23 protein-coding genes are annotated in these 23,383 nt (G+C 68.8%); 9 read left to right on the top strand and 14 right to left on the bottom strand.

Annotation, left to right across the window (positions count from 1 at the left end; translation table 11 throughout):
• Positions 1-8: 8 nt before the first annotated feature.
• Positions 9-797 carry an AMP nucleosidase gene (locus AC37TH_RS13485; RefSeq protein WP_490764850.1) on the bottom strand — a complete coding sequence of 263 codons (789 nt, stop codon included), beginning with the start codon at positions 795-797 and terminating at the stop codon, positions 9-11.
• 84 nt (positions 798-881) lie between these two features.
• Positions 882-1,625, bottom strand: coding sequence for a VIT1/CCC1 transporter family protein (locus tag AC37TH_RS13480; protein WP_490764849.1), 744 nt, complete (start codon positions 1,623-1,625; stop codon positions 882-884).
• Between the two features lie 132 nt (positions 1,626-1,757).
• Here AC37TH_RS13480 and gdhA point away from each other — a divergent pair, with 132 nt between their 5' ends.
• Positions 1,758-3,110: an NADP-specific glutamate dehydrogenase gene (gene gdhA, locus AC37TH_RS13475; RefSeq protein ID WP_490764848.1), complete on the top strand. Its 1,353-nt coding sequence runs from the start codon at positions 1,758-1,760 to the stop codon at positions 3,108-3,110.
• Positions 3,111-3,119: 9 nt separating this feature from the next.
• Here the strand turns inward: gdhA and AC37TH_RS13470 are convergent, their stop codons facing one another.
• Positions 3,120-4,937: a DEAD/DEAH box helicase gene (locus AC37TH_RS13470; RefSeq protein ID WP_490764847.1), complete on the bottom strand. Its 1,818-nt coding sequence runs from the start codon at positions 4,935-4,937 to the stop codon at positions 3,120-3,122.
• A 147-nt stretch (positions 4,938-5,084) separates the two neighbouring features.
• Between AC37TH_RS13470 and AC37TH_RS13465 the strand changes: the two genes are divergently transcribed.
• Positions 5,085-5,873 carry an SGNH/GDSL hydrolase family protein gene (locus tag AC37TH_RS13465; protein ID WP_490764846.1) on the top strand — a complete coding sequence of 263 codons (789 nt, stop codon included), beginning with the start codon at positions 5,085-5,087 and terminating at the stop codon, positions 5,871-5,873.
• 33 nt (positions 5,874-5,906) lie between these two features.
• Here the strand turns inward: AC37TH_RS13465 and AC37TH_RS13460 are convergent, their stop codons facing one another.
• Together AC37TH_RS13460 and AC37TH_RS13455 are read right to left on the bottom strand one after the other, a co-directional pair.
• Entirely contained in the window at positions 5,907-7,148 is a 1,242-nt protein-coding gene (locus AC37TH_RS13460) for a D-alanyl-D-alanine carboxypeptidase family protein (protein WP_490764845.1), read from the bottom strand.
• 19 nt (positions 7,149-7,167) lie between these two features.
• Entirely contained in the window at positions 7,168-7,992 is an 825-nt protein-coding gene (locus tag AC37TH_RS13455; RefSeq protein WP_490765115.1) for a TrmH family RNA methyltransferase, read from the bottom strand.
• Positions 7,993-8,114: 122 nt separating this feature from the next.
• On the opposite strand from AC37TH_RS13455, the gene AC37TH_RS13450 reads away from it, so the two are divergent.
• Positions 8,115-8,960, top strand: a complete 846-nt coding sequence (locus AC37TH_RS13450) for a Sir2 family NAD-dependent protein deacetylase (protein WP_490764844.1) — start codon at positions 8,115-8,117, stop codon at positions 8,958-8,960.
• A 41-nt stretch (positions 8,961-9,001) separates the two neighbouring features.
• Complete coding sequence (locus tag AC37TH_RS13445) at positions 9,002-9,601, top strand: histidine phosphatase family protein (RefSeq protein WP_490764843.1); 600 nt, start codon at positions 9,002-9,004, stop codon at positions 9,599-9,601.
• A 6-nt stretch (positions 9,602-9,607) separates the two neighbouring features.
• Here the strand turns inward: AC37TH_RS13445 and AC37TH_RS13440 are convergent, their stop codons facing one another.
• From AC37TH_RS13440 to AC37TH_RS13430, 3 genes are read right to left on the bottom strand one after another with little or no spacing between them, the layout of a single operon-like run.
• The gene (locus AC37TH_RS13440; RefSeq protein WP_490764842.1) at positions 9,608-11,656 is read right to left on the bottom strand and encodes a cell wall-binding repeat-containing protein; all 2,049 of its coding nucleotides are present in this window, start codon (positions 11,654-11,656) and stop codon (positions 9,608-9,610) included.
• 54 nt (positions 11,657-11,710) lie between these two features.
• The gene (locus tag AC37TH_RS13435) at positions 11,711-12,802 is read right to left on the bottom strand and encodes a glycosyltransferase family 4 protein (RefSeq protein ID WP_490764841.1); all 1,092 of its coding nucleotides are present in this window, start codon (positions 12,800-12,802) and stop codon (positions 11,711-11,713) included.
• Positions 12,799-13,713 carry an alpha/beta fold hydrolase gene (locus AC37TH_RS13430; RefSeq protein ID WP_490764840.1) on the bottom strand — a complete coding sequence of 305 codons (915 nt, stop codon included), beginning with the start codon at positions 13,711-13,713 and terminating at the stop codon, positions 12,799-12,801. Before AC37TH_RS13430 ends, AC37TH_RS13435 begins: the two co-directional genes overlap by 4 nt.
• A gap of 134 nt (positions 13,714-13,847) precedes the next feature.
• Between AC37TH_RS13430 and treS the strand changes: the two genes are divergently transcribed.
• The 3 genes from treS to AC37TH_RS13415 all read left to right on the top strand — a co-directional run bounded on the left by treS (position 13,848) and on the right by AC37TH_RS13415 (position 16,701).
• Complete coding sequence (treS, locus tag AC37TH_RS13425) at positions 13,848-15,557, top strand: maltose alpha-D-glucosyltransferase (RefSeq protein WP_490764839.1); 1,710 nt, start codon at positions 13,848-13,850, stop codon at positions 15,555-15,557.
• Positions 15,558-15,644: 87 nt separating this feature from the next.
• Positions 15,645-16,331, top strand: coding sequence for a 3'-5' exonuclease (locus tag AC37TH_RS13420; protein ID WP_490764838.1), 687 nt, complete (start codon positions 15,645-15,647; stop codon positions 16,329-16,331).
• 55 nt (positions 16,332-16,386) lie between these two features.
• The gene (locus AC37TH_RS13415) at positions 16,387-16,701 is read left to right on the top strand and encodes a DUF4190 domain-containing protein (RefSeq protein WP_490764837.1); all 315 of its coding nucleotides are present in this window, start codon (positions 16,387-16,389) and stop codon (positions 16,699-16,701) included.
• A gap of 61 nt (positions 16,702-16,762) precedes the next feature.
• On the opposite strand, the gene AC37TH_RS13410 is transcribed toward AC37TH_RS13415, so the two are convergent.
• From AC37TH_RS13410 to glgA, 3 genes are all read right to left on the bottom strand, one after another.
• The gene (locus tag AC37TH_RS13410) at positions 16,763-17,014 is read right to left on the bottom strand and encodes a type B 50S ribosomal protein L31 (protein ID WP_085370637.1); all 252 of its coding nucleotides are present in this window, start codon (positions 17,012-17,014) and stop codon (positions 16,763-16,765) included.
• 118 nt (positions 17,015-17,132) lie between these two features.
• Positions 17,133-17,930: an ABC transporter ATP-binding protein gene (locus AC37TH_RS13405; protein ID WP_490764836.1), complete on the bottom strand. Its 798-nt coding sequence runs from the start codon at positions 17,928-17,930 to the stop codon at positions 17,133-17,135.
• Between the two features lie 22 nt (positions 17,931-17,952).
• Positions 17,953-19,137 carry a glycogen synthase gene (gene glgA, locus AC37TH_RS13400; protein WP_490764835.1) on the bottom strand — a complete coding sequence of 395 codons (1,185 nt, stop codon included), beginning with the start codon at positions 19,135-19,137 and terminating at the stop codon, positions 17,953-17,955.
• Positions 19,138-19,183: 46 nt separating this feature from the next.
• Here glgA and AC37TH_RS13395 point away from each other — a divergent pair, with 46 nt between their 5' ends.
• Both AC37TH_RS13395 and serB read left to right on the top strand, forming a co-directional pair.
• Positions 19,184-20,425 (top strand): glucose-1-phosphate adenylyltransferase, encoded by a 1,242-nt coding sequence (locus AC37TH_RS13395; RefSeq protein WP_490764834.1) that lies wholly within the window; start codon positions 19,184-19,186, stop codon positions 20,423-20,425.
• Entirely contained in the window at positions 20,422-21,099 is a 678-nt protein-coding gene (gene serB, locus AC37TH_RS13390) for a phosphoserine phosphatase SerB (RefSeq protein WP_490764833.1), read from the top strand. The genes AC37TH_RS13395 and serB overlap by 4 nt, the downstream gene beginning before the upstream one ends.
• On the opposite strand, the gene AC37TH_RS13385 is transcribed toward serB, so the two are convergent.
• Genes AC37TH_RS13385 through AC37TH_RS13375 form a run of 3 tightly spaced genes read right to left on the bottom strand, consistent with a single transcriptional unit; the run spans position 21,005 to position 23,351 of the window.
• On the bottom strand, positions 21,005-21,571 hold the full coding sequence (locus tag AC37TH_RS13385) for a signal peptidase I (protein ID WP_490764832.1): 567 nt from the start codon (positions 21,569-21,571) through the stop codon (positions 21,005-21,007). The two genes, serB and AC37TH_RS13385, sit on opposite strands and share 95 nt — an antisense overlap.
• Positions 21,572-21,594: 23 nt before the next feature.
• The gene (locus AC37TH_RS13380) at positions 21,595-22,773 is read right to left on the bottom strand and encodes an RCC1 domain-containing protein (protein WP_490764831.1); all 1,179 of its coding nucleotides are present in this window, start codon (positions 22,771-22,773) and stop codon (positions 21,595-21,597) included.
• On the bottom strand, positions 22,770-23,351 hold the full coding sequence (locus tag AC37TH_RS13375; RefSeq protein WP_490764830.1) for a hypothetical protein: 582 nt from the start codon (positions 23,349-23,351) through the stop codon (positions 22,770-22,772). Before AC37TH_RS13375 ends, AC37TH_RS13380 begins: the two co-directional genes overlap by 4 nt.
• Between the last annotated feature and the right edge of the window lie 32 nt (positions 23,352-23,383).

Here is a 23,383-nt window from a genome sequence, read left to right as displayed (position 1 = left end):
TGATGCGCCTACTCGTCCTCGAACCGCAGGTGCCGCACGCTGCGCCCGTTGCGCCGCACCAGCCGCAGCGCCTCCACACCGATCCGGATGTGCCGCTCCACGAACGCGCCCGTCACGCTGCGGTCACTCTCCGCCGTCTTCACGCCTTCCGGAATCATCGGCTGGTCGGACACCAGCAGCAGCGCCCCGCACGGGATGCGGTTGGCGAAGCCGGCGGCGAAGATCGTCGCCGTCTCCATGTCCACCGCCATCACCCGCGTCTCGCGCAGGCGGGCTTTGAACGTCTCGTCGTGCTCCCAGACGCGGCGGTTGGTCGTGTAGACGGTTCCCGTCCAGTAGTCGTGGCCGAAGTCCCGGATCGTGGTGGAGACGCCACGCTGCAGCTGGAACGCCGGAAGCGCAGGCACCTCGGGCGGCAGGTAGTCGTTCGACGTGCCTTCCCCGCGGATCGCCGCGATGGGGAGCACGAGGTCGCCGAGCTGGTTCTTGCGCTTCACTCCCCCGCATTTGCCGAGGAACAGGGCGGCCTTCGGCGAGATGGCGCTGAGCAGGTCCATCACCGTCGCGGCGTTGGGGCTGCCCATCCCGAAGTTGATGATGGTGATGCCGTCGGCCGTCGCGTTCGGCATCGGCTTGTCCGCGCCGCGGACCTCCGCGCCGTACCATTCGGCGAAGCGCTGCACGTAGTCGCCGAAATTGGTGAGCAGGATATGGTCGCCGAAGTCCTCGAGCGGCGTCCCGGTGTATCGGGGCAGCCAGTTGGCGACGATCTCCCGTTTGTCCTTCAAACCTGCCACGCCACTCATCCTTCCGCTGTCCCGTCCGTCACACCGTAGCCGGGGGCCGAGGCCGCATCGCTCCGGGACCTCACCGTTCGCACCTCACACCACGCCCGACGTCCCCAGCAGCGCGCCGATCGCGAACGTCACGATGAGCGCGAGCGCACCGCCGATCACCACCCGCAGCGTCGCCTTCCCACGCGGGCTGCCCCCGATGTACGCGGCCGCGTAGCCGGTGACAGCCAGCGCCACCAGCACCACCACGAACGTGACAGGGATGCGCGTCGCCTCCGGCAGCAGCAGGATCGTCAGCAACGGCAGCAGCCCGCCGATCGTGAACGCCACGGCAGACGCGAGCGCGGCGTGCCACGGGCTCACCACGTCGTCCTGATCGATGCCGAGCTCCGCCGACAGGTGTGCGGCCAAGACGTCGTGCTCCGTCAGCTCGACGGCGACCTGCCGCGCAGTCTCCGGCTTCAGGCCCTTCGCCTCGTAAAGTCCGGCCAGTTCGGCGAGCTCGGCCTCCGGTATCTCCTCCAGCTCCCTCCGCTCCTTGGCGATGAGGGCGTGCTCACTGTCCCGCTGGCTGCTCACCGAGACGTACTCGCCGAGCGCCATCGAGATCGCGCCGCCGACGAGCGCCGCGACACCCGCGGTGAGGATCGGCGCGATGTCCCTCGTCGCACCGGCAACGCCGACGACCACTGCGGCAACGGACACGATGCCGTCGTTCGCGCCGAGAACCCCCGCGCGCAGCCAGTTGAGCCGCTGCGCGAGACCCTCCCTGTGCGGTTCGTCCGCGTGCTGCGCCTGTGCACCCTGTCCGTCCGGCTGTCGCTCGCTCATGGGCTCAGCCTAGGAACTCACGGGCGTCGCTGCCAGCATGCACAGGCTCACCTCGCTGGTCGTCACACAGCGGAGAGGCTCAGCTCTCTGAGAGTAGACTCAGAAATCTTGTGCACGACTGAAAGGCCGCGAGTGAATACTGACCTCCACACCCTCCTCGACGACGTCCTCACCAGGAACGCCGGAGAGCCAGAATTCCACCAGGCGGCGAGGGAGGTCTTCGATTCTCTCGGACCTGTGATCGCCAGGAATCCCCGCTACGCGGAGGCCGCCGTCCTCGAACGGCTCTGCGAGCCGGAGCGCCAGATCATCTTCCGGGTGCCGTGGACGGACGACAAGGGTCGTGTGCAGATCAACCGCGGCTTCCGTGTCGAGTTCAACTCGGCGCTCGGCCCGTTCAAGGGCGGCCTGCGGTTCCACCCCACTGTCACGCTCGGCACGGTCAAGTTCCTGGGCTTCGAGCAGATCTTCAAGAACGCCCTCACCGGCCTTCCGATCGGCGGAGGCAAGGGCGGAAGCGACTTCGACCCCAAGGGCAAGTCGGACGCCGAGGTGATGCGGTTCTGCCAGTCGTTCATGACGGAGCTGTACCGCCACCTGGGCGAGTACACCGACGTCCCTGCCGGCGACATCGGCGTCGGCGGCCGTGAGATCGGCTACCTCTTCGGCCAGTACAAGAGGATCACCAACCGCTACGAGTCCGGCGTCCTCACCGGCAAGGGAATCGGCTGGGGCGGTTCGCTCGTCCGCACGGAGGCGACCGGTTTCGGCGCCGTCGTGTTCGCCGACCGGATGCTCGCCACCCGCGGCCGCTCGTTCGACGGCGCGCGCGTGCTCGTCTCCGGGTCGGGAAATGTCGCCATCTACGCCATCCAGAAGGTGCAGCAGCTCGGCGGAACCGTCGTCGCCTGCTCCGACTCCACCGGCGTCGTCTACGACAAGGACGGCATCGACCTCGACCTCCTCCGCGACGTGAAGGAGCAGCAGCGCGGACGCCTCAGCGACTACGCCGCGGCCCGCGGCACCGCCTCCGAATACCGGGCGGGCGGCGACATCTGGGCGCTCGCCGCCGAGACGACCATCGACGTCGCCATCCCATGCGCCACGCAGAACGAGCTCGGCGAAAGCGCGGCGAGGACTCTCGCCGACAACGGCGTCGCCGCCGTGGTCGAGGGCGCCAACATGCCGTGCACCCCGGATGCGGTCCGCGTCCTGGCCGCCGCGGGTGTCCTGTTCGCGCCGGGCAAGGCCGCGAACGCCGGCGGTGTCGCGACCTCGGCGCTCGAAATGCAGCAGAACGCGTCCAGGGATGCGTGGAGCTTCGAGTACGCGGAGAGCCGCCTGGCCGAGATCATGGTCGGCATCCACGACCGCTGCGCGGACACCGCCGACGAGTACGGTGCTCCCGGTGATTACGTCCTCGGCGCGAACATCGCCGGCTTCACCCGCGTCGCCGACGCGATGATCGCGATGGGCGTCATCTAGCCGCGCGCTCTACGCGCGGCCGAGGCGGCGGCGCAGGTAGTCGATGCGCGACTGGAGTTGCGTGACCGACGCCTGCGCCACGGCGGGGCCGCCGCAGGCGCGGCGCAACTCCGCGTGGATGAGACCGTGCGGCTCCCCTGTGTTCTTGGAGTAGAGCCCGACCAGGCTGTTCAGCAGGGAGCGCTGCTCCTTGAGGTTGCGGTAGAGCGGCGCGGGCGGGTGGCCGTCGGCCGACGGCGGTCGTGAACTGGTGCGGCGGGCCTGCCGCTGCTGCCGCTGTGTCAGCAACTCGTGCACCTGTTCCGGCTCCAGGATGCCGGGGAGGCCGATGAAGTCGAGTTCCTCATCGCTGCCTGGCACGGCGAAACTGCCGAACTCCTGGCCGTCGTAGAGCACTCTGTCGAAGTTCGCCTCCGACCCGAGCGCCTCGAACGAGAACTCGTCCATCAGCGCTTCTGAACCGCGTTCCTGCCGGTTCGCGTCCGCCATCATGGCGTCTTCCGGGTTGAAGAAGTCACCCTCGGCGTTCTCGTCCGTCGGGCGGTCGAGCGCGTGATCGCGTTCCAGTTCGAGGGCGTTCGCGAGCGCCATCAGCGTCGGGACGTTCGGCAGGAAGACCGACGCCATCTCGCCGCGACGCCTGGCGCGCACGAAGCGTCCGATCGCCTGCGCGAAGAACAACGGGGTGGATGCGCTGGTCGCGTACACCCCGACCGCCAGCCGCGGAACGTCGACACCCTCCGAGACCATCCGCACCGCGACCATCCATCTGGAGGTGCCAGCTGCGAAGCCGGCGATCCTGTCGCTCGCCTCCTTCTCGTCGGAGAGCACGACGGTGACCGGCTCCCCCGAGATCTGCTGCAGCAGGTCGGCGTATGCCCGTGCCGCGTAGTGGTCGGTCGCGATCACGAGACCGCCCGCATCCGGGATGGCGTTGCGCACTTCGGTGAGGCGGCGGTCGGCGGCGTTCAGGACGGCCGGGATCCATTCGCCGCGAGGATCCAGGGCGGTGCGCCAGGCCTGCGATGTGATGTCTTTGGTGTTGCCTTCGCCGAGCCGCGCCTCCATCTCGTCGCCCGTCTTGGTGCGCCAGCGCATGTGGCCCGCATAGACGAGGAAGATGACGGGGCGCACGACGCCGTCGGCCAGCGCACGGCCGTAGCCGTAGTTGTAGTCGGTGAGCGAGGTTCGGATGCCCGCTTTGTCCGGCAGGTAGGTGACGAACGGGATGGGAGCGGTGTCGGACCGGAACGGCGTCCCGGTGAGCGACAGGCGCCTGGTGGCCCGCTCGAACGCCTCGCGGATGCCGTCGCCCCAGCTGAGCGCATCTCCGCCGTGGTGCACCTCGTCGAGGATGACGAGGGTGCGGTAGTTCTCGGTGATGTCTTTGTGCAGGCTCGGCCGCATCGCGACCTGAGCGTATGTGACGGCGACGCCTTTGAAGTGGCGGGCGTATCGGCCGTCCGAGTTCTTGAACTCGGGGTCGAGGTGCAGGCCGACCCGCTCTGCGGCCTCCGCCCACTGCCGTTTGAGGTGCTCGGTCGGCGCGACGACGGTGATGCGCTCCACGATCCTGCGCGCGAGCAGTTCGGTTGCGAGGCGCAGAGCGAAGGTCGTCTTACCCGCGCCGGGCGTCGCCGCTGCCAGGAAGTCGCGCGGCTCGTTCACGAAGTATGCGTCGAGCGCCTCGGCCTGCCAGGCACGCAGTTTTCCCGCTGTACCCCAGGCCGCGCGCTCCGGGAAGGAGGGCGACAGGTGTTCAGCGGCGAAAGTTCCGGCGTGCGCGCCAGGGCGAAGCGAGGTCTCGGGTTCGGTCGGCTGTTCCACTTGGATCAAATCTACCGGCTCCCACCGACACTCGCCCACGCGCCCTCCACCCCGGGCGTGCCGCCGCCGTCCGCACCCGTCGGAGCTGTGCGGCCGGGAGCAGCGGCGCGCGGTGTGTGCACAATGGATGCTGTGCAGAATGAAGGAATGCCAGAAGCTCAGCATCCATGGTCGCGGTATGTCGCCATCGGCGACTCGTTCACCGAGGGGATCGGCGACCCGGAGCCGGGCAGCCCTGGCGGGCACCGCGGCTGGGCTGACAGGGTCGCCGACGTGCTCAGCAGTCAGACAGACGACTTCGCATACGCCAACCTCGCCGTGCGCGGCAAGCTCATCAAGCAGATCCTGGATGAGCAGGTCGACGCGGCGGTCGCCCTGCGGCCCGACCTGATCACGATCTCGGCCGGGGGCAACGACGTCATCCGGCCTGGCACCGACCCCGACCAGATCGCGGTCCTCTTCGACCAGGCGGTCGAGCGCCTGCGCGTCGACGGGGCGACCGTCGTGGTCTTCACCGGCGTCGACGTCGGCTTCTCGCCCGTGTTCCGCGGCATCCGCGGCAAGGTCGCGATCTACAACGAGAACGTGCGCGCCGTCGCGGCCAAGCACGATTGCATCGTGGCCGATCAGTGGGCGCTCACCGAGATCCAGGACCAGCGGATGTGGGCGCCCGACCGTCTCCATCTCGCGCCGCTCGGCCACCACACCGTGGCCAGAATGGTGCTCGCAGCGCTCAACGTCGAGAACGATTTGCAGCCGTTGCAGCCCGAGCCGCTGCCGGTGCGCACCTGGCGGCAGGCGCGGTCGGAGGATCTGTCCTGGGCGCGGGAGTACCTCGTGCCGTGGGTGCTCCGCCGCGTCCGGCACCAGTCGTCCGGAGACCACGTCCTCCCCAAGCGCCCGGACGCCGGCCCGTTCCGTCTCCCCGAGGCCTGACCCAGCGCCCCGGATTGCGGCAGACGGCTACGGTCAGGCGCCGAGGCCGCCGGGGTGAGCGAGGCGCCAGCCGAACCCGGGGTCCGGGATGTCGTGCGCGAGGGCCAGGTCCGCAGTCTGCGTCTTGCCGTTCAGCGTGAACGTCACCTGCCCGACGACGTCGCCCTTGCGGCCCGACTGGATGGTGCGCGTCTGCATGTCCACCTGGATGGGCGTGTCCGACCACACGACGAAGCTCTTCGTCGCCGTGGAGACGAGGGCGGAGGACGCACCCCAGGGGGTCGAGTACGTGCCGTACTTCTGGCCGACGCTCGTCGCATCCACTTGGTGGAAGCCGGCCTTCATGCTCACCAGCAGCGCCTTGACCGCGGCCCACAGGTCATCGTGGGTCGGCGCGCCGAGCACCGCGCCGACGACGCGCACCTTGTTGGTGCCGACGCCGATCTCCGCGGAGAACAGCAGGCAGTTGCCCGCCTGGTCGGTGTTGCCGGTCTTAATGCCGTCGATGCCTTCGACGCCGAGCAGCGTGTTCGTGTTGTCCTGCGCGCCCGCTCCCGGCAGCGTCGCCGACTTCTGCGACACGATCGCCGACAGCACGGGGTCGGCGAGCACGAGCTTGCCGATGCCGATCAGGTCTTTGGTGGTGCTGACGCTGCCCGGGTCGAGGCCGTCCGGGCTGGTGAGGTGCGTTCCGGTGAATTTATTGGCGGCGAGCCAGGTGTTCGCGGCCTTCACGAAGGCGTCCGTGGAGCCGTACGACCAGTTGGCGAGTGAGATGGCGTAGTTGTTCGCCGACGGGAGAAGCATCGCGGTGAGCGCCTGCTTCTCGGTCATCGAGGTCCCCGCGACGACCGGCGCCCAGGAGCCGCCCTCGCTGATCACCTCGTTCCAGATGTCGACGTCTTTCTGGGTGAACGAGATCGTCGGACCGTCCGAGCCTCCGGTGATGGGCTTCTTGTCGAGCACGACCAGCGCTGTGATCGTCTTCGTCACGCTCGCGATGGGCAGGGACTTGTCGCTGCCGTGGTATTCGGTCGCCCCGTCGACATCCGGTGCAGAGATCGCGCTCGCGCCCCAGCCGGGCCAGGCGAGTTGCGCTGCCGGCTGCGCGATGGCCTTCTCGTGCTGCACGACGGCGGCCGTCGCCGGCACCGGCCCGAACAGCGACCCGGACAGGTACATCAGGCTCGCGAGGACGACCCCGACGATGCTGAAGACGACGATCCGGCGTCGGCGATACACCTGACGGGAGACTTGGCGGGGCTGGTCTTGCACCCGAGAATTCTATGCGGGGCTACTCAGGCGTCGGCTGAGAACGCGCCAGCAACGCCCAGAGCGCCACCGCACTCGCCGACGCCACGTTGAGCGAGTCCACCCCGTGCAGCATCGGGATGGTGACCACCCTGTCGGCCGCGGCCAACGCCTTGCGGCTCAGCCCGTCGCCCTCCGACCCGAGCACGAGCGCCACCTTCTCCGGTGCCGACGCGGCGAACGTCGCGAGGTCCACCGCGTCGTCCGCGAGCGCGAGCGCCGCGATCTCGAACCCGGCGTCGTGCAGGATCGGCGCCGCCTCGTCCCATTCCGGGATGCGCGTCCACGGCACCTGCAACACCGTGCCCATGCTCACGCGAACGCTCCGGCGGTACAGCGGGTCGGCGCAGCGCGGGCTGACCAGCACCGCATCCGCCCCGAGCCCGGCGACGGAGCGGAAGATCGCACCGACGTTGGTGTGGTCGACGATGTCCTCCAGCACCACGACGCGCCGCGCATCCCGCAGCAGGTCGGCCGGGTCGGGCAGAACCGGCCTGTGCATCGCCGCCAGCGCGCCGCGGTGCAGGTGGTATCCGGTCAGCTCCTCCAGCACCGTGCTGTCGCCCACGAACACCGGGACGTCCGGGTAGTCGGCCAGCAGCGGCTCCAGGTCGGGCAGCCACTGCTCCTGCAGCAGCACCGACCGGGGGCGGTGCCCGGCCGCCAGCGCCCGCGTGATCACCTTGGACGACTCCGCGATGTAGAGCCCGCCCTCCGGCTCGCTCACGCGGCGCAGGGCGACGTCGGTGAGCCGCGAATAGTCGGCGAGTCCGTCGGCGGTCAGGTCGGTGATGCGGTGGATGCGCACGGCTGGTGCCTCTCGATCGTGCACCGGAGGATCACGGTGCAGCTTCCAGATTGCCAGTCGTCGGAAACATTCCGGAAAACTCGCGTGTTTAGACTTCTGTGAGTACCGATCGGGAGGCGCATGTGGCAACGGTGACGACGGAGCTCTCTCCCGAACTGGCCAGGGAGATCGACAGGACGGTCGACCTCCTGTCCGGCCGCCGCTTCGCGCTGCTCACCGGGGCGGGCGTTTCGACCGATTCCGGCATCCCCGACTACCGCGGCGAGGGCGCGCCGAAGCGCACTCCGATGACCTTCCAGCAGTTCCTCGCCGACGACACCTACCGCAAGCGGTACTGGGCTGGCAGTCACCTCGGCTACCGCCGGTTCGCCGCCGCCGCGCCGAACGACGGGCACCGCGCCATCGCAGCGCTGGAGCTCGGCGGTGCCGCCAACGGCGTCATCACCCAGAACGTGGACGGCCTGCACAAGCAGGCGGGCTCGCGCAAGGTCGTCGATCTGCACGGCGCGATGGACCGCGTGCTCTGTCTGGTCTGCGGCCAGATCTTCGCCCGCGAGGCCATCTCCGCCCGCATCGAGGCGGCCAACCCGTGGCTGGATGCGGAGGGCGCCGTCGAGATCGCCCCGGACGGCGACGCGATCGTCACCGATGTCGACGCGTTCGAGGTTCCGGACTGCACGGTCTGCGGAGGTCGTCTCAAGCCGGATGTGGTCTTCTTCGGCGAGTTCATCCCCGCCGAGAAGTACCGGGAGGCGAGCGCGCTGGTCCGCAGTTCGGACGCCCTCCTGATCGCGGGATCCTCCCTGGCGGTCAACTCGGGCATCCGGTTGCTGGAGGAGGCCAGGCGGCGCAGGCTCCCCATCGTGATCGTCAACAGGGGCGACACCAAGGGCGACGGCCGGGCGACCGTTAAGCTGAATGCTGGGACGACGGAGACTCTCGTCGAGCTCGCCGCCAGGCTCACCTAGCCAGGGAGGCTGATCCGCGTCCTCGCGATGAAAGGACGCGCGTGACCAGAATCTCCCTCGTTCGCCACGGTCAGACCGACTGGAACCTCGCCAAACGCATCCAGGGGTCGAGCGACATCCCGCTGAACGGCACCGGACGCGAACAGGCCGAGGCCACCGGCCGCGCGCTGGCAGGCGGACGGTACGACGCCATCTATGCGAGCCCACTGAGCCGCGCGAGCGAGACGGCGAGCATCATCGCCTCGCACACCGGTCTGGATGCGCCCCTCCCGCTCCCCGAGGTCGCCGAGCGCCGCTACGGAGAGGCGGAGGGCCTGACCGGCGCCGAGATCCTGGCCCGCTGGCCGGAGGGCACGCCGGTGCCCGGCCGCGAGTCGCGCGACGAGGTGGTGGAGCGCGCCCTCCCCGCTCTGCTCGCCCTCGGTGAGCAGCACCCCGACGAGTCGGTCATCGTGGTGAGCCACGGCGGCGTGATCGGGTCGTTGGTGCGTCACGTCACCGGCCACGCGCTGCCCGGTCCGGGCGAGGTCATCCCGAACGGCTCCGTGCACGAGTTCGTCTACGAGGACGGCACGCTGACGCTCGACCGCTTCAACCTCCACCCGGAGGACCGCGACTTGTTCACGGCCTCCGTGCTGTAGCGATCGCTACATCCCGACGCAGGGGGTGAGGAATTCCACGGAGCCGGTGAGCACCGCCGGACCGCCGATCAGAGTGACCGTCCGGACGCCGAGGCGCCCCATGTCGGCCAGTACGCCACTGGGTACGCAGTCACCCGGTGCGAGGAACAGCGGCGACGATGTCTTGGCAGCCCAACTGCTCGCCGAGAGGGCGTCCGGGTAGCCGAATCCGGTCGCGAGGACCGCGGTGGAGGCGTTGGCGTATGTGCTGACGTTGACCGCTTCCGCCGTCGAGTACCTGTCCCAGCCCGCGAGACGGGTGACAGTGTATCCGGCGCCTGTCAGGGAGTACTCGAGCCCGCTCGACATGGCCGACGTCCCGCCGACCAGCATCACGTTCTTCGCGCCGAGCGACTTCAACAGCGTCGAGGTCGCGGAGTCGATGCTGCTCGCCGCACCGTCGACCAGCAGGACCGGAGCGCCTTTCGACCCTGCGGCTCCTCCCGCCGAAAGCGCATCGGGGAAGTTTGTGCCGGATGCCAGGTACACCGTGTCCGCCGTGGAGAACGCGCCCGTCACCACGGAGCGGGAGGTGGAGAAACGGTCGTCTCCCGCTGCCCGGCTCACCGTCGCCGATGGCGCAGCCGTCCGCAGCTGGCCCAGCACCCGGTCGGACACCGAGGCAGGTCCTCCTGCGACCACGATCTTCGCCGGCTTGAGGCGGGCGACCTCTGCGGCGACGTCCGCCGTGAGCCCGGTTGCGGGCGTCAGCAGCAGCGGTCCTCCGCGCTTCGCTGCCGCGGGCCCGGCGGCGAGGGCATCCGGGTAGTTCAGGCCGGATGCGATGTAGACCACGGGAGCCGTCCCGGGGAAGGCCCGGTTCGAGACTGCCACCGAGGTCGCGAAGCGGTCACTGCCCGCCACCCGCTGGGTGGTGAGCTTCCGGACGACCGCGATCAGCGTGTCGCCGGAGCGAGCGCCGGACACGTATGCCGTTCCCGTGGCCGGGTTCACCGCGACGTCGGCGGGGGTCGGCACCCCCACCCCGGAGACGATCGCCTTCGAGGCTGTGGCGATCGCCAACACCTCGTTGATCGTCCCGCCTTCGAACGGCTGGGAGACGGCCGCGTACAGCGTGCCTGCGGTCTGATCGACCTCGAGCGACTGCGCCCCGGCGGGAAGCGCGATGGTCGACGACACGGCGGAGGCGCCGCGTAGCACGAGCGCCAGCTCATACGTGGTCGACGACGCCGCGGTGCGACGGGAGAGGTACACCGTGCCCGTCGCCTGGTCGACCGTCGCCACGCCGGCGACTCCGGTCAGCGGAACAGTGCGCGTCAGCGCGTTCGACGCCGTGCTGAACGCGTACAGCGTGGAGGCCGTCGGCGAATTCGTCACTGTGTACACGACGCCGGCGGCCGCGTCGACAGCGACGGCGCTCGGGCTTTGCGTCGTCGGCGGCAGCGGCACCGCCGTGGGTGTCACGCCGGTCCCGCCGACGGCGGTGGCGATCTGCGCGGCCGTCAGCACCAGCAGGGACGGTGTCGGTGTCCCGCCGACCGAGCGCGTGCCGACGAGGTACACGGAGCCCGTCGCGGTGTCCACGGCCATCCCGCTGTCTCCACTGGAACCGACCAGGTTGACCGTCCCGAGCGGGATGGTCGCCACCTGCGTCTTCGTCGCCGTGCTGAACACTGCCAGCGACGCCGTTCCGGCGTTGATGTCCGCGACAGTGACGTACACGAGCCCGCGCCCGGCATCGATGTCGACGCCGTCCGGGATGTGCGGCAGCGGAAGAGACTTCGTCATTGAACCGTCGGCGAGGTCGAGCACCGACAGACTGCTGGCGGTACTGCTCACCACTAGAGCGAACATCGTGTTCGTCGCCGGATCGACGGCCATCGTCGGGACGGTCGCCCACGGGTCGGTGCCGGGCGCTGCAGGCAGCATGTTGACGATCCGATACATCGACTGGTCGGCGTTCGCGGGCATCGCCCCGAGCACTGTCCCCGCGACCGCGGTCGCTGCCGCGATTCCGACGGCCGCGGCCGTCCTGATCCACCCTTTACCCGACATCGATTGTTCCCCCCACTCGAAAAGTGCATCTGCGCACGTCTCGCGATTATGGCATCAATCGAGCTTGCGTTTTGCACGCGCCGCAGCCGCCGTGAGCACCGTGAGAAGATGCTCAGCCGACGCGTCCCAGGTGAACCGTTCCGCCTCCCGTTTCGACGCCGCCGAGCGTGCAGCCCAGACGCCGTCCTGCTCCAGATGCCGGATGCGCGCGGCGGCCTCCTCGGCGGAGTCCGGCGCGAAGAACAGCGCGGCCTCTCCCCCGATCTCCCGGAAGATCGGGATGTCGCTGACCACGACCGGCGTGCCGAGCGTCATCGACTCCACCAGCGGGATGCCGAAGCCTTCGTCGTGCGACGCTGTCACCAGTGCGGTGGCCACGGCGACGGTCTCCGCGTACTCCTCGTCGCTCGCGCCGTTGTGGAACACGATCCGTGCCTCCGGAGCCACCGCGGAGAGTCGGGAGCGCTCGGCGTCGGTGACCCTGCTCATCAGGTGCAGCTCGTAATCGGGCAGCAGCGCCGCGGCACGCACCAGCGTCTCGACGTTCTTGTACGGCATGAACGAGCCCATGTAGACGAGCGACTTCGTCTCCGGGCTGGTCCTCGCCAAGCGCGCGGCGTCGAGCTCCGGCATGTCCGCCGCGTTCGTCACGACGTGCACCGGCCGCCGGGTCAGCGTGTGCTCGGCGATCAGCTGCTTGGTGGTCTGCGACACCGTCACGACCGCATCCGACCGGTTGAGCAGCATCCGCTGGGGCCACCAGGCCAGGTGATACAGCCGCCACAGCAACCGGATGGGCGCGGCCAGGTCGCGCGGTGGTGTGCGGTTGCGGTAGTAGATCAGGTCGTGCACGGTGAGCACCAACCGGTAGCGGCGTCCCCAGCCGCCCATCGTCTGCATCGGCGTGAACACCACGTCCGGCTTCAGCCGGTTGACCTGCTTGGCCACCCACGGCTCGCCCGCGCTGGTCGGCGAGCCGATCAGCTCCCAGGGCAGGTTCGGCAGCATCTCCAGCTGGCGGTGATCGCTGATCAGCATGGTGACGGCGTGCCGCTTCGCGAGCGCTCCGACCAGCCCGGCCGTGTACCTGCTGATCCCGTCGTGGCGCCCGATCCTGGTGTATCGGCAGTCGAAGACGATCCTCATGCCAGGAAGTCCTCGATCGCTCTGGCCGCTTGCGCGGGGGTTTCGTAGTGGATCAGGTGCCCGACGCCAGGGATCACGACGAGCCGCGCATCCGGGAACTGCGGCTGCAGGCGGTACTGGGCGGCGATCGGCGTGATGTCGTCTTTGTCGGCGGCCACCAGCAGCGTCCGCTCCCGGATGCGCGCCGCATACTCGCTGACGTCGTGCGACACCGAGGCGCGGAAGGCGTCGAGCACGACGTCGCGGTCGCTGAAGGCACTGAAGTACTGATCGTGCTGGGAGTGGATCCAGCGCCGCAGGTCTTTGTCCTTGGTCTTCGCCATCGTGATGCTCATCACGCGGACGATGACCCGGTTGCGCAGCAGGCCGAAGCCGAGCCGCTGCGGGAGTGCCGCAGCCAGCCAGTAGTAGAAGATCGCGAGCCTGGTCATGATGCCGCGCGGTCCCTCCAGGGCCGGCTGCCCGATCGGGTTCACCAGGATGACGTCGTCCGGGACGACCGCATCCGGCGCAGTCGCGTCTGCAAGCGTCGCCGAGACCACGATCGAACCGAACGAGTGCCCGAGCAGCACGAACCGCCCCTCGATGCCGAGAGCGCCGACGAACGCCCGCAGCCAGCGCGCGTATCCCTCGATGTCGTGCTTCGCCTCCGTCATCGGGGTGGACTCCCCGAAGCCGGGCAGGTCGGGCGAGATCATCCGGACGCCGCGCAGTTGCGCCACCACCGGCTCGAGCCCGTGGTGGTCGCCGCGGAACCCGTGCACGAGCACAAGCGTCGTGCCAGCGCCGGGGTCGCCGTAGTCCCAGTAGCGGGTGGTCCCGCCCAGCAGGGACAACTCGGCGGTGCGCACGGGGAGACGGTCCAGTGCCTCGGCGTATGGTGAGGCTGAATGGGGCGAGGAAGGGGTCATCGCAGACCAGTCTAGGCAGCGCGGAACCGCTCGTCCGGCAATGTGCCGACAGGACTGGACATGGCACCCGCGCGACCACCTAGACTCGACTGACTGTAATCGCTTGCATCGGCCGCTGCGCCGGAAGGAGAACCGTGAGTTTCACTGCGCCCATCACGCTGCCAGGGCTCACCCTCGACCCGCAGTGGTATCGCCGTTCGGTGTTCTACGAGGTCATGGTGCGATCGTTCGTCGACAGCAACGGAGACGGGTCCGGCGACCTCGCAGGGCTCACCTCCAAGCTCGACTACCTGCAGTGGCTCGGAATCGACGCACTCTGGCTCCCGCCGTTCTTCCAGTCCCCGCTGCGCGACGGTGGATACGACGTGTCCGACTTCCGCGCGATCCTGCCCGAGTTCGGCACGATCGACGAGTTCCGCGACCTCGTCACCAAGGCGCACGAGCGCAACATGCGCATCATCATCGACCTGCCGATGAACCACACCTCGGATCAGCACGAGTGGTTCCAGCAGTCCCGCTCCGATCCTGAGGGCCCGTACGGCGACTTCTACGTCTGGAACGACACCGACGAGAAGTACCCGGACATCCGCATCATCTTCGTCGATACGGAAGACTCCAACTGGGCCTTCGACGAGGCGCGCCGCCAGTACTACTTCCACCGCTTCTTCTCGCACCAGCCCGACCTCAACTTCGAGAACCCCGCCGTGCACGACGCGATGTTCGAGATCGTCCGGTTCTGGCTCGACCTCGGCGTCGACGGTTTCCGGCTGGATGCGATCCCGTACCTCTACGAGTCCGACGAGGGCAACGGCGAGGGCGAGCCCAAGACACACGAGTTCATCAAGAAGCTCCGCGAGATGGTCGACCGCGAGTACCCCGGCCGCATGATGGTCGCCGAGGCGAACCAGTGGCCGCGCGAGGTCGCCGCCTTCTTCGGAACAGAGGACGAGCCGGAGTGCCACATGGCCTTCGACTTCCCCGTCATGCCCCGCATCTTCTACGCGCTGCGCTCGCAGCAGTCCGCCGAGTTGGTGCGGGTGCTGTCCGAGACGCTCGACGTACCCGACGGCTCCGCCTGGGGCGTCTTCCTCCGCAACCACGACGAGCTCACGCTCGAAATGGTGAGCGAGGAGTACCGGCAGGCGATGTACGGCTGGTACGCATACGACCCGCGGATGCGAGCCAACATCGGCATCCGCCGCCGGCTCGCCCCGCTGCTCGACAACTCGCGCGCCGAGCTCGAACTCGCGCACGCCCTGCTGTTCTCCCTGCCGGGCAGCCCGTTCCTCTACTACGGCGACGAGATCGGGATGGGCGACAACATCTGGCTGCCGGACCGCGACAGCTCGCGCACGCCCATGCAGTGGACGCCCGACCGCAACGCCGGGTTCTCCACGGCCGATCCGGGCAAGCTCTTCCTGCCCGTCGTGCAGTCGCTGGTCTACCACTACAACCAGGTCAACGTGGAGGCGCAGCTCGCCCAGTCGCGCTCGCTGCTGCACTGGATCCGCAACGTCATCCACGTGCGCAAGGCGCATCCGGTGTTCGGGCTCGGCACGATCAGGGTCCTGCAGACCAACCACGAGTCCGTGCTCGCGTTCGTGCGCTCCTACGAGGGCAGCGGCTCGCATTTCGGCGACCAGCCGGAGGACGTGCTCTGCGTGTTCTCGTTCGCGCACAACCCGGTCTCTGTCTCGCTGGAAGCGCCCGAGTTCGCCGGATCCACGCTGTACGACCTGTTTGGCGGCGCGGAGTTCCCGACCGTCGCGGAAGACGGCCGGTTCACGCTGACCCTCGGCACGCAGAACTTCTACTGGCTGCACGTCGAGCCGCGGCGCGGCTGAGGCCGGGCACCTGGGAGCTCGCCGCGCGCCTCCGCGGTTCGCCGTGTCGGTCCCTGGCCTGACGGTGGTCGCTCATACGCTGAATCCATGAGCGAGTGGCATCAGGAATTGGGCGTCTTCGATCTGGAGACCACCGGCATCGACGTGGAGACGGCGCGCATCGTCACCGCGCACGTCGGTCTCCTCGATCACACCGGCACGATCGTGCAGCGTCAGGACTGGCTGGTCGACCCCGGCGTCGAGATCCCGGCCGGCGCCACCGCCGTACACGGCATCACCACCGAGCACGCCAGCAGCAACGGGATGCACGCCGCCGTCGCCACCGCACAGATCGTGGAGGCACTCCGCGAGCTGTTCAGCCGCGGCGTCCCCGTGGTGGCGTACAACGCGCCGTACGACTTCACTCTGCTCGACCGCGAAGCGCGCCGCCACGGAGTCTCCCCGCTCGTCTCCCCCGGCCCGATCGTCGATCCGCTGGTCATCGACAAAGCGGTGGACAAGTACCGCAAGGGCAAGCGCACCCTCGAGGTCACCGCCACCTACTACGGCGTCGACCTCACCGACGCCCATGACGCCGGGGCGGACGCCGTCGCGGCCGGACGGGTCGCTCAGGCGCTCGCCCGCGTGCACACGGAGGCCCTCGCGTTCGAGGCGGCCGAACTGCACAGGATGCAGGTGGAGTGGTGCCGCGAGCAGGCGGCGGACTTCCAGGAGTACATGCGCCGCGTCCGCGACCCGCACTTCACGACATCGGGCGCCTGGCCGCTCCGCTAACGCCTGCATTTCTGGGGGTTGGCTTGGAATCTGCTGACCGGCTACCATAACGGCTATGAGCGATTCAAACCTCAACCCACAGCCTCTCCCTCCCCAACAGCCGCCGCAGCAGTCCTACCAGCCCGGCCCGGCCGCCCCCGGCTACAACACCATGGCGATCGTCGGCTTCATTCTGGCGTTCTTCATCAGCGTCGTCGGCGTCATCCTGGGCTTCGTCGCCCTGTCCCAGATCAAGCGCACCGGCGAGCAGGGCCGTGGCCTGGCCATCGCCGCCATCATCATCGGCTTCGCCGAGATCGTCCTCGGCATCATCTTCTCGATCATCTTCGTCGCCCTCATCGCCTCCACGGCGAACACCTACAACGGCTGATCACCCACACGAAAAAGAAGGCCCCGACCGTAACGGTCGGGGCCTTCTTCGTGGCGTGTGACTACTTGCCGAAGTTCTTGTAGCGCGAGTTGAACTTCTCGACGCGACCGGCCGAGTCCATGATGCGCTGCTTGCCCGTGTAGAACGGGTGCGACTCGGAGGAGATCTCGACGTCGATCACGGGGTAAACGGTGCCGTCTTCCCACTCGATCGTCTTCTCGCTCGTCACGGTCGAGCGGGTCAGGAACACCGCACCCGAGGCCAGGTCGCGGAAAACGACGGGAGCGTAGTCGGGGTGGATGTCAGTCTTCATCAGGACTTCCTTGTTGCGTAGTGATTGTCGGTTGAGGCCTGAGCGTCGACGTCAGTGCGACGAGCCCAGCGCGGAAAGTATGTCGGCTGGTGGGCCAGCTATCGAGTTTAGCAGATGTTCAGTCGGCGCTGCCGCGACGCGCGCGGACCGCGTAGCGGCCATCCTGTTCGGTGAGGTCCACGTCTACCCCGAAGGTCTCGCTGAGACGTTCGGCGGTGATGACCTCGTCCAGGGTGCCCTGGGCGGCGATGCGCCCGTCTGCCAGCAGCAGCGCCCTGTTGAAGCCGAGCGGGATCTCTTCGACGTGGTGGGTCACCATGACGATCGCGGGCGAGTTGGGGTCGCTCGCGTAGCCGCCGAGGAGCTGCAGCAGCTCCTCACGTCCGCCGAGATCGAGGCTCGCGGCCGGCTCGTCGAGCAGCAGGATCTCCGGGTCCGTCATCACGGAACGCGCGATCTGGACGCGCTTCTGCTCCCCATCGCTCAGGTTGCCGAAGGTGCGGTCGGCGAGGTGGTCGAGGTTCCACTCTCCGAGAACGCGACGGGCGCGCCTCTCGTCGATCTCCTCGTACTCCTCGTGCCAGCGGCCGGTCACCGCGTATGCCGCAGTCATCACGACGTCGAGCACGGTCTCGGTGCGCGGGATGCGCCTGGCCAGCGCGCTGGAGGCGAAACCGAGGCGCGGACGCAGCTCGGACAGGTCGCTGTGACCGATCGCCTCCCCGAGCACCTCGGCGTCGCCGGAGGTGGGGTGGAGTGCCGCTGCCGCGATCTGCAGGAGCGTGGTTTTACCCGCGCCGTTCGGCCCGAGGACCACCCAGCGTTCGTCGGGCTCCACCGTCCAGTTCACCGAGTCGAGAACCGTATTCCCGTCGCGGACAACGGACACATCATGGAGCTGGAGAACGCTGGACATAGCCTCTAGCCTAGCGGCGACGTCAGGCCACGACGGACCGGTAGAGCTCCCGTGTCTGCTCCGCGATGGACTCCCAGCTGAACGCCGTCTCCGCCCGCAGCCGGCCCGCTGCGCCCATCAGAGCCGCACGCTCCGGATCGGATACCACCGCGGTCAGCGCGGCGGCCAGGTCGGCCACGAACGCGTCGGGGTCGGTCGGCGTGCCCGTGCCGTCCGTCGCCTGCTCGATCGGCACGAGACGGCCGGTGACGCCGTCGACGATCACCTCCGGGATGCCGCCGGTCGCCGTGCCGACGACCGGCAGGCCGCACGCCATCGCCTCCAGGTTCACGATCCCGAGCGGCTCGTAGATCGACGGGCAGACGAAGACCGTTGAGGCGGTCAGCGCCACCCGTAGCTCCTCCTGCGACAGCAGCCTGTCGATCCAGACGACGCCGTCGCGCTCCTCCTGAAGCTGCTCGACGCCGCGCGTGACCTCCGCCATGATCTCCGGCGTGTCCGGTGCTCCAGCGCACAGGATGATCTGGACCTCGGCCGGCAGGAGCCTGGCGGCGCGCAGCAGGTACGGCAGGCCTTTCTGCCTGGTGATCCTGCCGACGAAGACGACGGCGGGCCGGTCGGGGTCGATGCCGAGGGCACGCGCCCGCTCCGCATCGTCGAGCGGCTTCCACCTGTCGAGGTCGATGCCGTTGTAGACGACGGTCACGCGCTCCGGATCGAGCGACGGGTACGCGGCGAGGATGTCGCGCCGCATCCCCTCACTGACGGCGATGACGCGATCGGCGCCCTCGAACGCCGTCCTCTCGATCCAGCTCGACACGCGATATCCGCCGCCGAGCTGTTCGGCCTTCCACGGCCGCAGCGGTTCCAGACTGTGCGCCGTGACGATGTGCGGGACGCCGTGCAGCAGCTTCGCGACGTGGCCTGCGCCGTTGGCATACCAGGTGTGCGAGTGCACCAGGTCGGCCCCGCCGCAGTCCTGAGCCATCTGCAGATCGACGCCGAGCGTGCTGATCGAGGCATTCGCACCGTCGAGCTCATGCGGAACGCGGTATGCGTGCACATCCGTCTCGTCGCGCGGCGCGCCGAAGCAGCGCACCTGCACCTCGGTGTCCGTGCGCAGTGCGCGGACCAGTTCGGTCACGTGCACTCCAGCCCCGCCATAGATGTCCGGCGGGTATTCCCGGGTCAGAAGATCAACGCGCATGTCGAGAACGCTAGTACAGGTCGCATGTTGCCTCTACTGTGGTGGCATGGCAGGCAAGAAGATCTTCGGCATTGTTCTCGCGGGTGGCGAAGGGAAGCGGCTGATGCCGTTGACGGCCGACCGCGCGAAGCCGGCCGTCCCGTTCGGCGGACAGTACAGACTCATCGACTTCGCACTCTCGAACCTCATCAATTCGCAGTTGCGCCAGATCGTCGTCCTGACCCAGTACAAGTCCCACAGCCTCGACCGCCACGTGTCGCAGACCTGGCGGCTCGACGGAATGCTCAATTCGTACATCGCGTCTGTTCCCGCCCAGCAGCGGCTCGGAAAACGCTGGTTCAGCGGCTCGGCCGACGCGATCCTGCAGAGCCTCAACCTGCTGCGCGACGAGAAGCCGGACATCGTGGTCGTGGTCGGTGCCGACCACGTCTACCGGATGGACTTCGGCCAGATGATCGAGGCGCACATCGCCTCCGGCGCTCCCGCCTCGGTCGCCGCGATCCGTCAGCCGATCGGGCTGGCCGACCAGTTCGGCGTCATCGAAGTCGATCCGGCCCGCCCCGACCGCATCGGCGCGTTCCGCGAGAAGCCGAGCGACCCCATCGGCCTGCCGGACTCGCCGGACGAGGTGCTCGCCTCCATGGGCAACTACGTCTTCGACGCCGACGCTCTGATCGACGCCGTGGTGCGCGACGGCGACCGGCCTGACTCCAATCACGACATGGGCGGAGACATCATCCCCGACTTCGTGGCGCGCGACGAGGCGGCCGTCTACGACTTCAACCGTAACGACGTTCCAGGATCGACCGATCGCGATCGGTACTACTGGCGGGATGTGGGAACGATCGACTCGTTCTTCGAGGCCCACCAGGACCTGATCTCCGCGCTGCCGGTCTTCAACCTCTACAACAGGGAGTGGCCGATCTTCAGCCAGGTGCTCAACTCTCCCCCGGCGAAGATCGTCCGCGACGGTCGCGGGGCGCTCGGCACGACCATCGACTCGATCGTGTCGCTCGGCTCCGTGATCTCCGGCGCCCACCTGGAGCGCAGTGTTCTCGGCCCGTGGGCGACGGTGGACTCCGGCGCCAAGGTGGTCGATTCCGTCGTCTTCGAGCGCGCCGTGATCGGCGCGAACGCCTTCGTCGGCCGTGCCATCCTGGACAAAGACGTGGTGGTGGCGCAGGGCTCCTCCATCGGCGTCGACCCCGAGCGCGACCGCGCACGCGGTTTCACCGTGACGGATTCCGGCCTGACCGTGGTCGGCAAGGGAGTGCACGTCGTTCCATGACCGGCAGTGACAGCAGCGGAACGTCCCCAGTTCCCGCACCGCGTTTCCTCGTCGTCCTCGACGCCGACTCCACCCTCATCCATGACGAGGTCATCGAGCTGCTGGCCGAGGAGGCCGGCGCTCGCGCCGAAGTCGCGGAGGTCACAGAGCGCGCCATGCGCGGCGAGCTCGACTTCGCGCAGAGCCTGCGCGAGCGGGTGAAGACCCTGGAGGGGCTTCCCTCCACCGTCTTCTCCCGCGTCGGTGAGCGCATCACCGTGACCGACGGCGTTCCTGAGTTGATCGCGGGCGTTCAGGCGGCCGGCGGAGTGGTCGGCGTCGTCTCCGGCGGCTTCCACGAGACACTCGACCCGCTGGGCGAACGGCTCGGCCTCGACCGCTGGAGGGCCAACCGGCTCGAGGTGGTCGACGGCGTCCTCACCGGCGCCGTCGTCGGCGGCGTGGTGGATGCGGAGGCCAAGGCGTCCGCGCTCCGCGAGTGGGCGGAGCAGGCGGGCATCCCGCTGGCTCAGACGGTCGCGATCGGCGACGGCGCGAACGACCTGCGGATGATGGACGTCGCCGGCCTCTCCGTGGCGTTCAACGCGAAGCCGACCGTGCGGGCGCAGGCCGATGTCGTGATCGACCGTCAGGATCTGTCGCAGGTGCTTCCGCTGCTCGGTCTGCGCGGCTGATCTTCGCGCGGTGCCTGGCGCGCCTGGTCGGAACGGCGATCAGCGCCAGCAGCGCGAGGAACCCCAGCAGCAGCCACGGGCTCCGGATGCTCGCCATCGCCGCGCCGACGCCCGGCACAGACCACACCAGCCGCTGAGCGCCCGCCGTCACGTCGTACGGCGTGGCGTCGTCCGCCTTGTTCGCGTCTCCGCGCAGCGTAGCCAGCCGCAGGTTCCCCTGCTGCGTCACAGCGACGACGCGGTGGGTGACGAGCTTGCCGTCCCCGGCCCGCGGCGCGCTGACGACATCGCCCACCCGGATGTCCGCGGCCGAGACCGGGACCGTCAGCGCGAGCGACCCGGCCGGGATGCCCGGCGCCATCGAGCCCGTTTGGAAGATGATCGGTCGCACGCCGGTCAGGAACGCGACGGCCCCCACCACCACGCACAGCAAGCCGAGGACGGCCGCAATGTTCAGGGTGATCCGCGCCATCGGTCGGATCGGTCGTGGCGCGCTCACGGCCACCGCTCGATGAGGACGGGAAAACTGAACGTGTCGCGCTGAGCCGTATCGTGCGTGCCGAGCTGTCCAGCACTGTTGGACCCGGCGGCTGAGTATGACCCGTCGGTCCCGACGAAGAGCGCGTGCGCATTCCCCTCCGCGAGGTCTTCGACGTGTGCGCCGGGCGGCAGGGTCACCAGGGTCGGCTCCGCCCGGTCGACGGTGTCGCCGAGGCCGAGCTGGCCAGAGCTGTTCAGGCCCCACGAATAGAGCTCGAGCTGGTCGTTCCAGACGAAGAACGAGCTGGCGCCGCTGACGGGCATGCTCACCGCGGCCCCGCGCACGGTGACGCCGCTGAGTTCCGACTCGTACGACAGGGCGAACGTGCTCGCCCCGGAGAACAACCGGCCGTCCGCCGTCCACGCGAAGAGGAACGAGTTCCCGGCGTTGAGGCCGACGACCGGCGAGTCTGCGGGGAGCCCGGTGAAGGTGTCTCCGGTCTCCGCGTTGTAGAACGAGCCCCAACCGACGTCGCTCGTGCCACCATCGACCACGGCAGCGGCGAAGAACCGCCCGGCGACGGCGCGTTGCACGGCGCGCGTGTCGATCCCCTGCGCTGTGACCGGCGCCGGGGTGAGCAGGTTGCCCGTTCCGGCCCGGCCGAGTCGCCCTCCGCAGTTGTTCCCCCAGGAGTACAGGCGACCGTCCGCCGTCCAGGCGAGGAAGAAGAACCCGCCGGCCGACACCCCGATCACACCCTGACCGGACAGCTCGGGCACGACGCCCGGTGTCGGCCCACTCGGGCTCACGTCGGAGTTGCCCCAGGTGTACACGTCGCCGGTCGTACTGAGCGCTATCGACATGTTGATGCCGGCCGAGGCACTGGCGATCGACACACCCGGTGAGAACGGCACCCGTGTCGGCGACGACCGCGACACGGTGTCGCCCAGCCCGAGCTGCCCGCGGTCGTTCGCGCCCCAGGCGTAGAGCCTGCCGTCCGATGTCCAGCCCATCGAGTAGTCGTCGCCCGCCTCGCCGCCGGTGAAGTCGAGCGGCACCGCGGCCGCGCTGGCGAAACCGGTCTGCACAGCCCCGCTGTCTGTCAATGCGGCGCTCGACGCCGGAACGGCAGCGAGCAGCAGCACGAGCCCGAGAACCATGGCCAGGCAGAGCCGGAGGCGCGACACCATCATGCGCGCGGCACCCCGACATCCCTGCGAATGTACCGTCGCGACCACCCGCGCCGGGCGACGACCGCCCGCACGACCACCCCGAGCACGCAGAGCCCGACCGCGAGCAGGAGCACCCCCGACGCGTCGATGCCGGTGCTCGGCAGCCGCGGCGGCGTTCCGGCGATGATCGGCGGCGACACCAGCGTGCCGCCGCACTCCTCGGAGGTCAACTGCGTCGCCGTGAAGAACAGCGTGGCCGTGCCGCTCTGCGACTGGTACTCGTTGCCCGCTGCTGAGGGGAACCTGGCGTGCACGTGCACGATGGCCGTCGCGTCCGCCGCCAGGGCGTCCTCGACGCCCGGGCACGTCCCGGCTTCGCCGTTCTGCTGGGTCAGGTCGAACGACACGACGAGGGGATGAGCGCCCTGGAACAGCGCGCCGTCTCGCGTCACCTGACTGCTCAGCTCGACCGGGTACGGCGCCGCATTAGTCACCGTCACCGTCTTGTCGACCACGTCGCCCGGCTTCAGATCGGTGAACGTCAGCCCGGGAGGGTCGGAGATCAGCGACGACCGCGTGATGGACGCGTCCAGCAGCATCGTGCATCCCATCGTCGTGTCAGCTCGCCGTG

Source organism: Leifsonia sp. McL0627 (assembly GCF_058244615.1).
The sequence above is the reverse complement of the archived record's forward strand: the minus strand, read 5'-3'. Positions and strand labels throughout refer to the sequence as shown.

What these genes read in the sequence shown, in the direction of transcription:
- AC37TH_RS13480 (WP_490764849.1), bottom strand. Translation starts at nt 1,625, where the DNA reads ATGAGCGAGCGACAGCCGGACGGACAGGGTGCACAGGCGCAGCACGCG.
- AC37TH_RS13465 (WP_490764846.1), top strand. Translation starts at nt 5,085, where the DNA reads ATGCCAGAAGCTCAGCATCCATGGTCGCGGTATGTCGCCATCGGCGAC.
- AC37TH_RS13440 (WP_490764842.1), bottom strand. Translation starts at nt 11,656, where the DNA reads ATGTCGGGTAAAGGGTGGATCAGGACGGCCGCGGCCGTCGGAATCGCG.
- AC37TH_RS13435 (WP_490764841.1), bottom strand. Translation starts at nt 12,802, where the DNA reads ATGAGGATCGTCTTCGACTGCCGATACACCAGGATCGGGCGCCACGAC.
- AC37TH_RS13430 (WP_490764840.1), bottom strand. Translation starts at nt 13,713, where the DNA reads ATGACCCCTTCCTCGCCCCATTCAGCCTCACCATACGCCGAGGCACTG.
- AC37TH_RS13420 (WP_490764838.1), top strand. Translation starts at nt 15,645, where the DNA reads ATGAGCGAGTGGCATCAGGAATTGGGCGTCTTCGATCTGGAGACCACC.
- AC37TH_RS13415 (WP_490764837.1), top strand. Translation starts at nt 16,387, where the DNA reads ATGAGCGATTCAAACCTCAACCCACAGCCTCTCCCTCCCCAACAGCCG.
- AC37TH_RS13410 (WP_085370637.1), bottom strand. Translation starts at nt 17,014, where the DNA reads ATGAAGACTGACATCCACCCCGACTACGCTCCCGTCGTTTTCCGCGAC.
- AC37TH_RS13405 (WP_490764836.1), bottom strand. Translation starts at nt 17,930, where the DNA reads ATGTCCAGCGTTCTCCAGCTCCATGATGTGTCCGTTGTCCGCGACGGG.
- glgA (WP_490764835.1), bottom strand. Translation starts at nt 19,137, where the DNA reads ATGCGCGTTGATCTTCTGACCCGGGAATACCCGCCGGACATCTATGGC.
- AC37TH_RS13395 (WP_490764834.1), top strand. Translation starts at nt 19,184, where the DNA reads ATGGCAGGCAAGAAGATCTTCGGCATTGTTCTCGCGGGTGGCGAAGGG.
- serB (WP_490764833.1), top strand. Translation starts at nt 20,422, where the DNA reads ATGACCGGCAGTGACAGCAGCGGAACGTCCCCAGTTCCCGCACCGCGT.
- AC37TH_RS13385 (WP_490764832.1), bottom strand. Translation starts at nt 21,571, where the DNA reads ATGGCGCGGATCACCCTGAACATTGCGGCCGTCCTCGGCTTGCTGTGC.
- AC37TH_RS13380 (WP_490764831.1), bottom strand. Translation starts at nt 22,773, where the DNA reads ATGATGGTGTCGCGCCTCCGGCTCTGCCTGGCCATGGTTCTCGGGCTC.
- AC37TH_RS13375 (WP_490764830.1), bottom strand. Translation starts at nt 23,351, where the DNA reads ATGCTGCTGGACGCGTCCATCACGCGGTCGTCGCTGATCTCCGACCCT.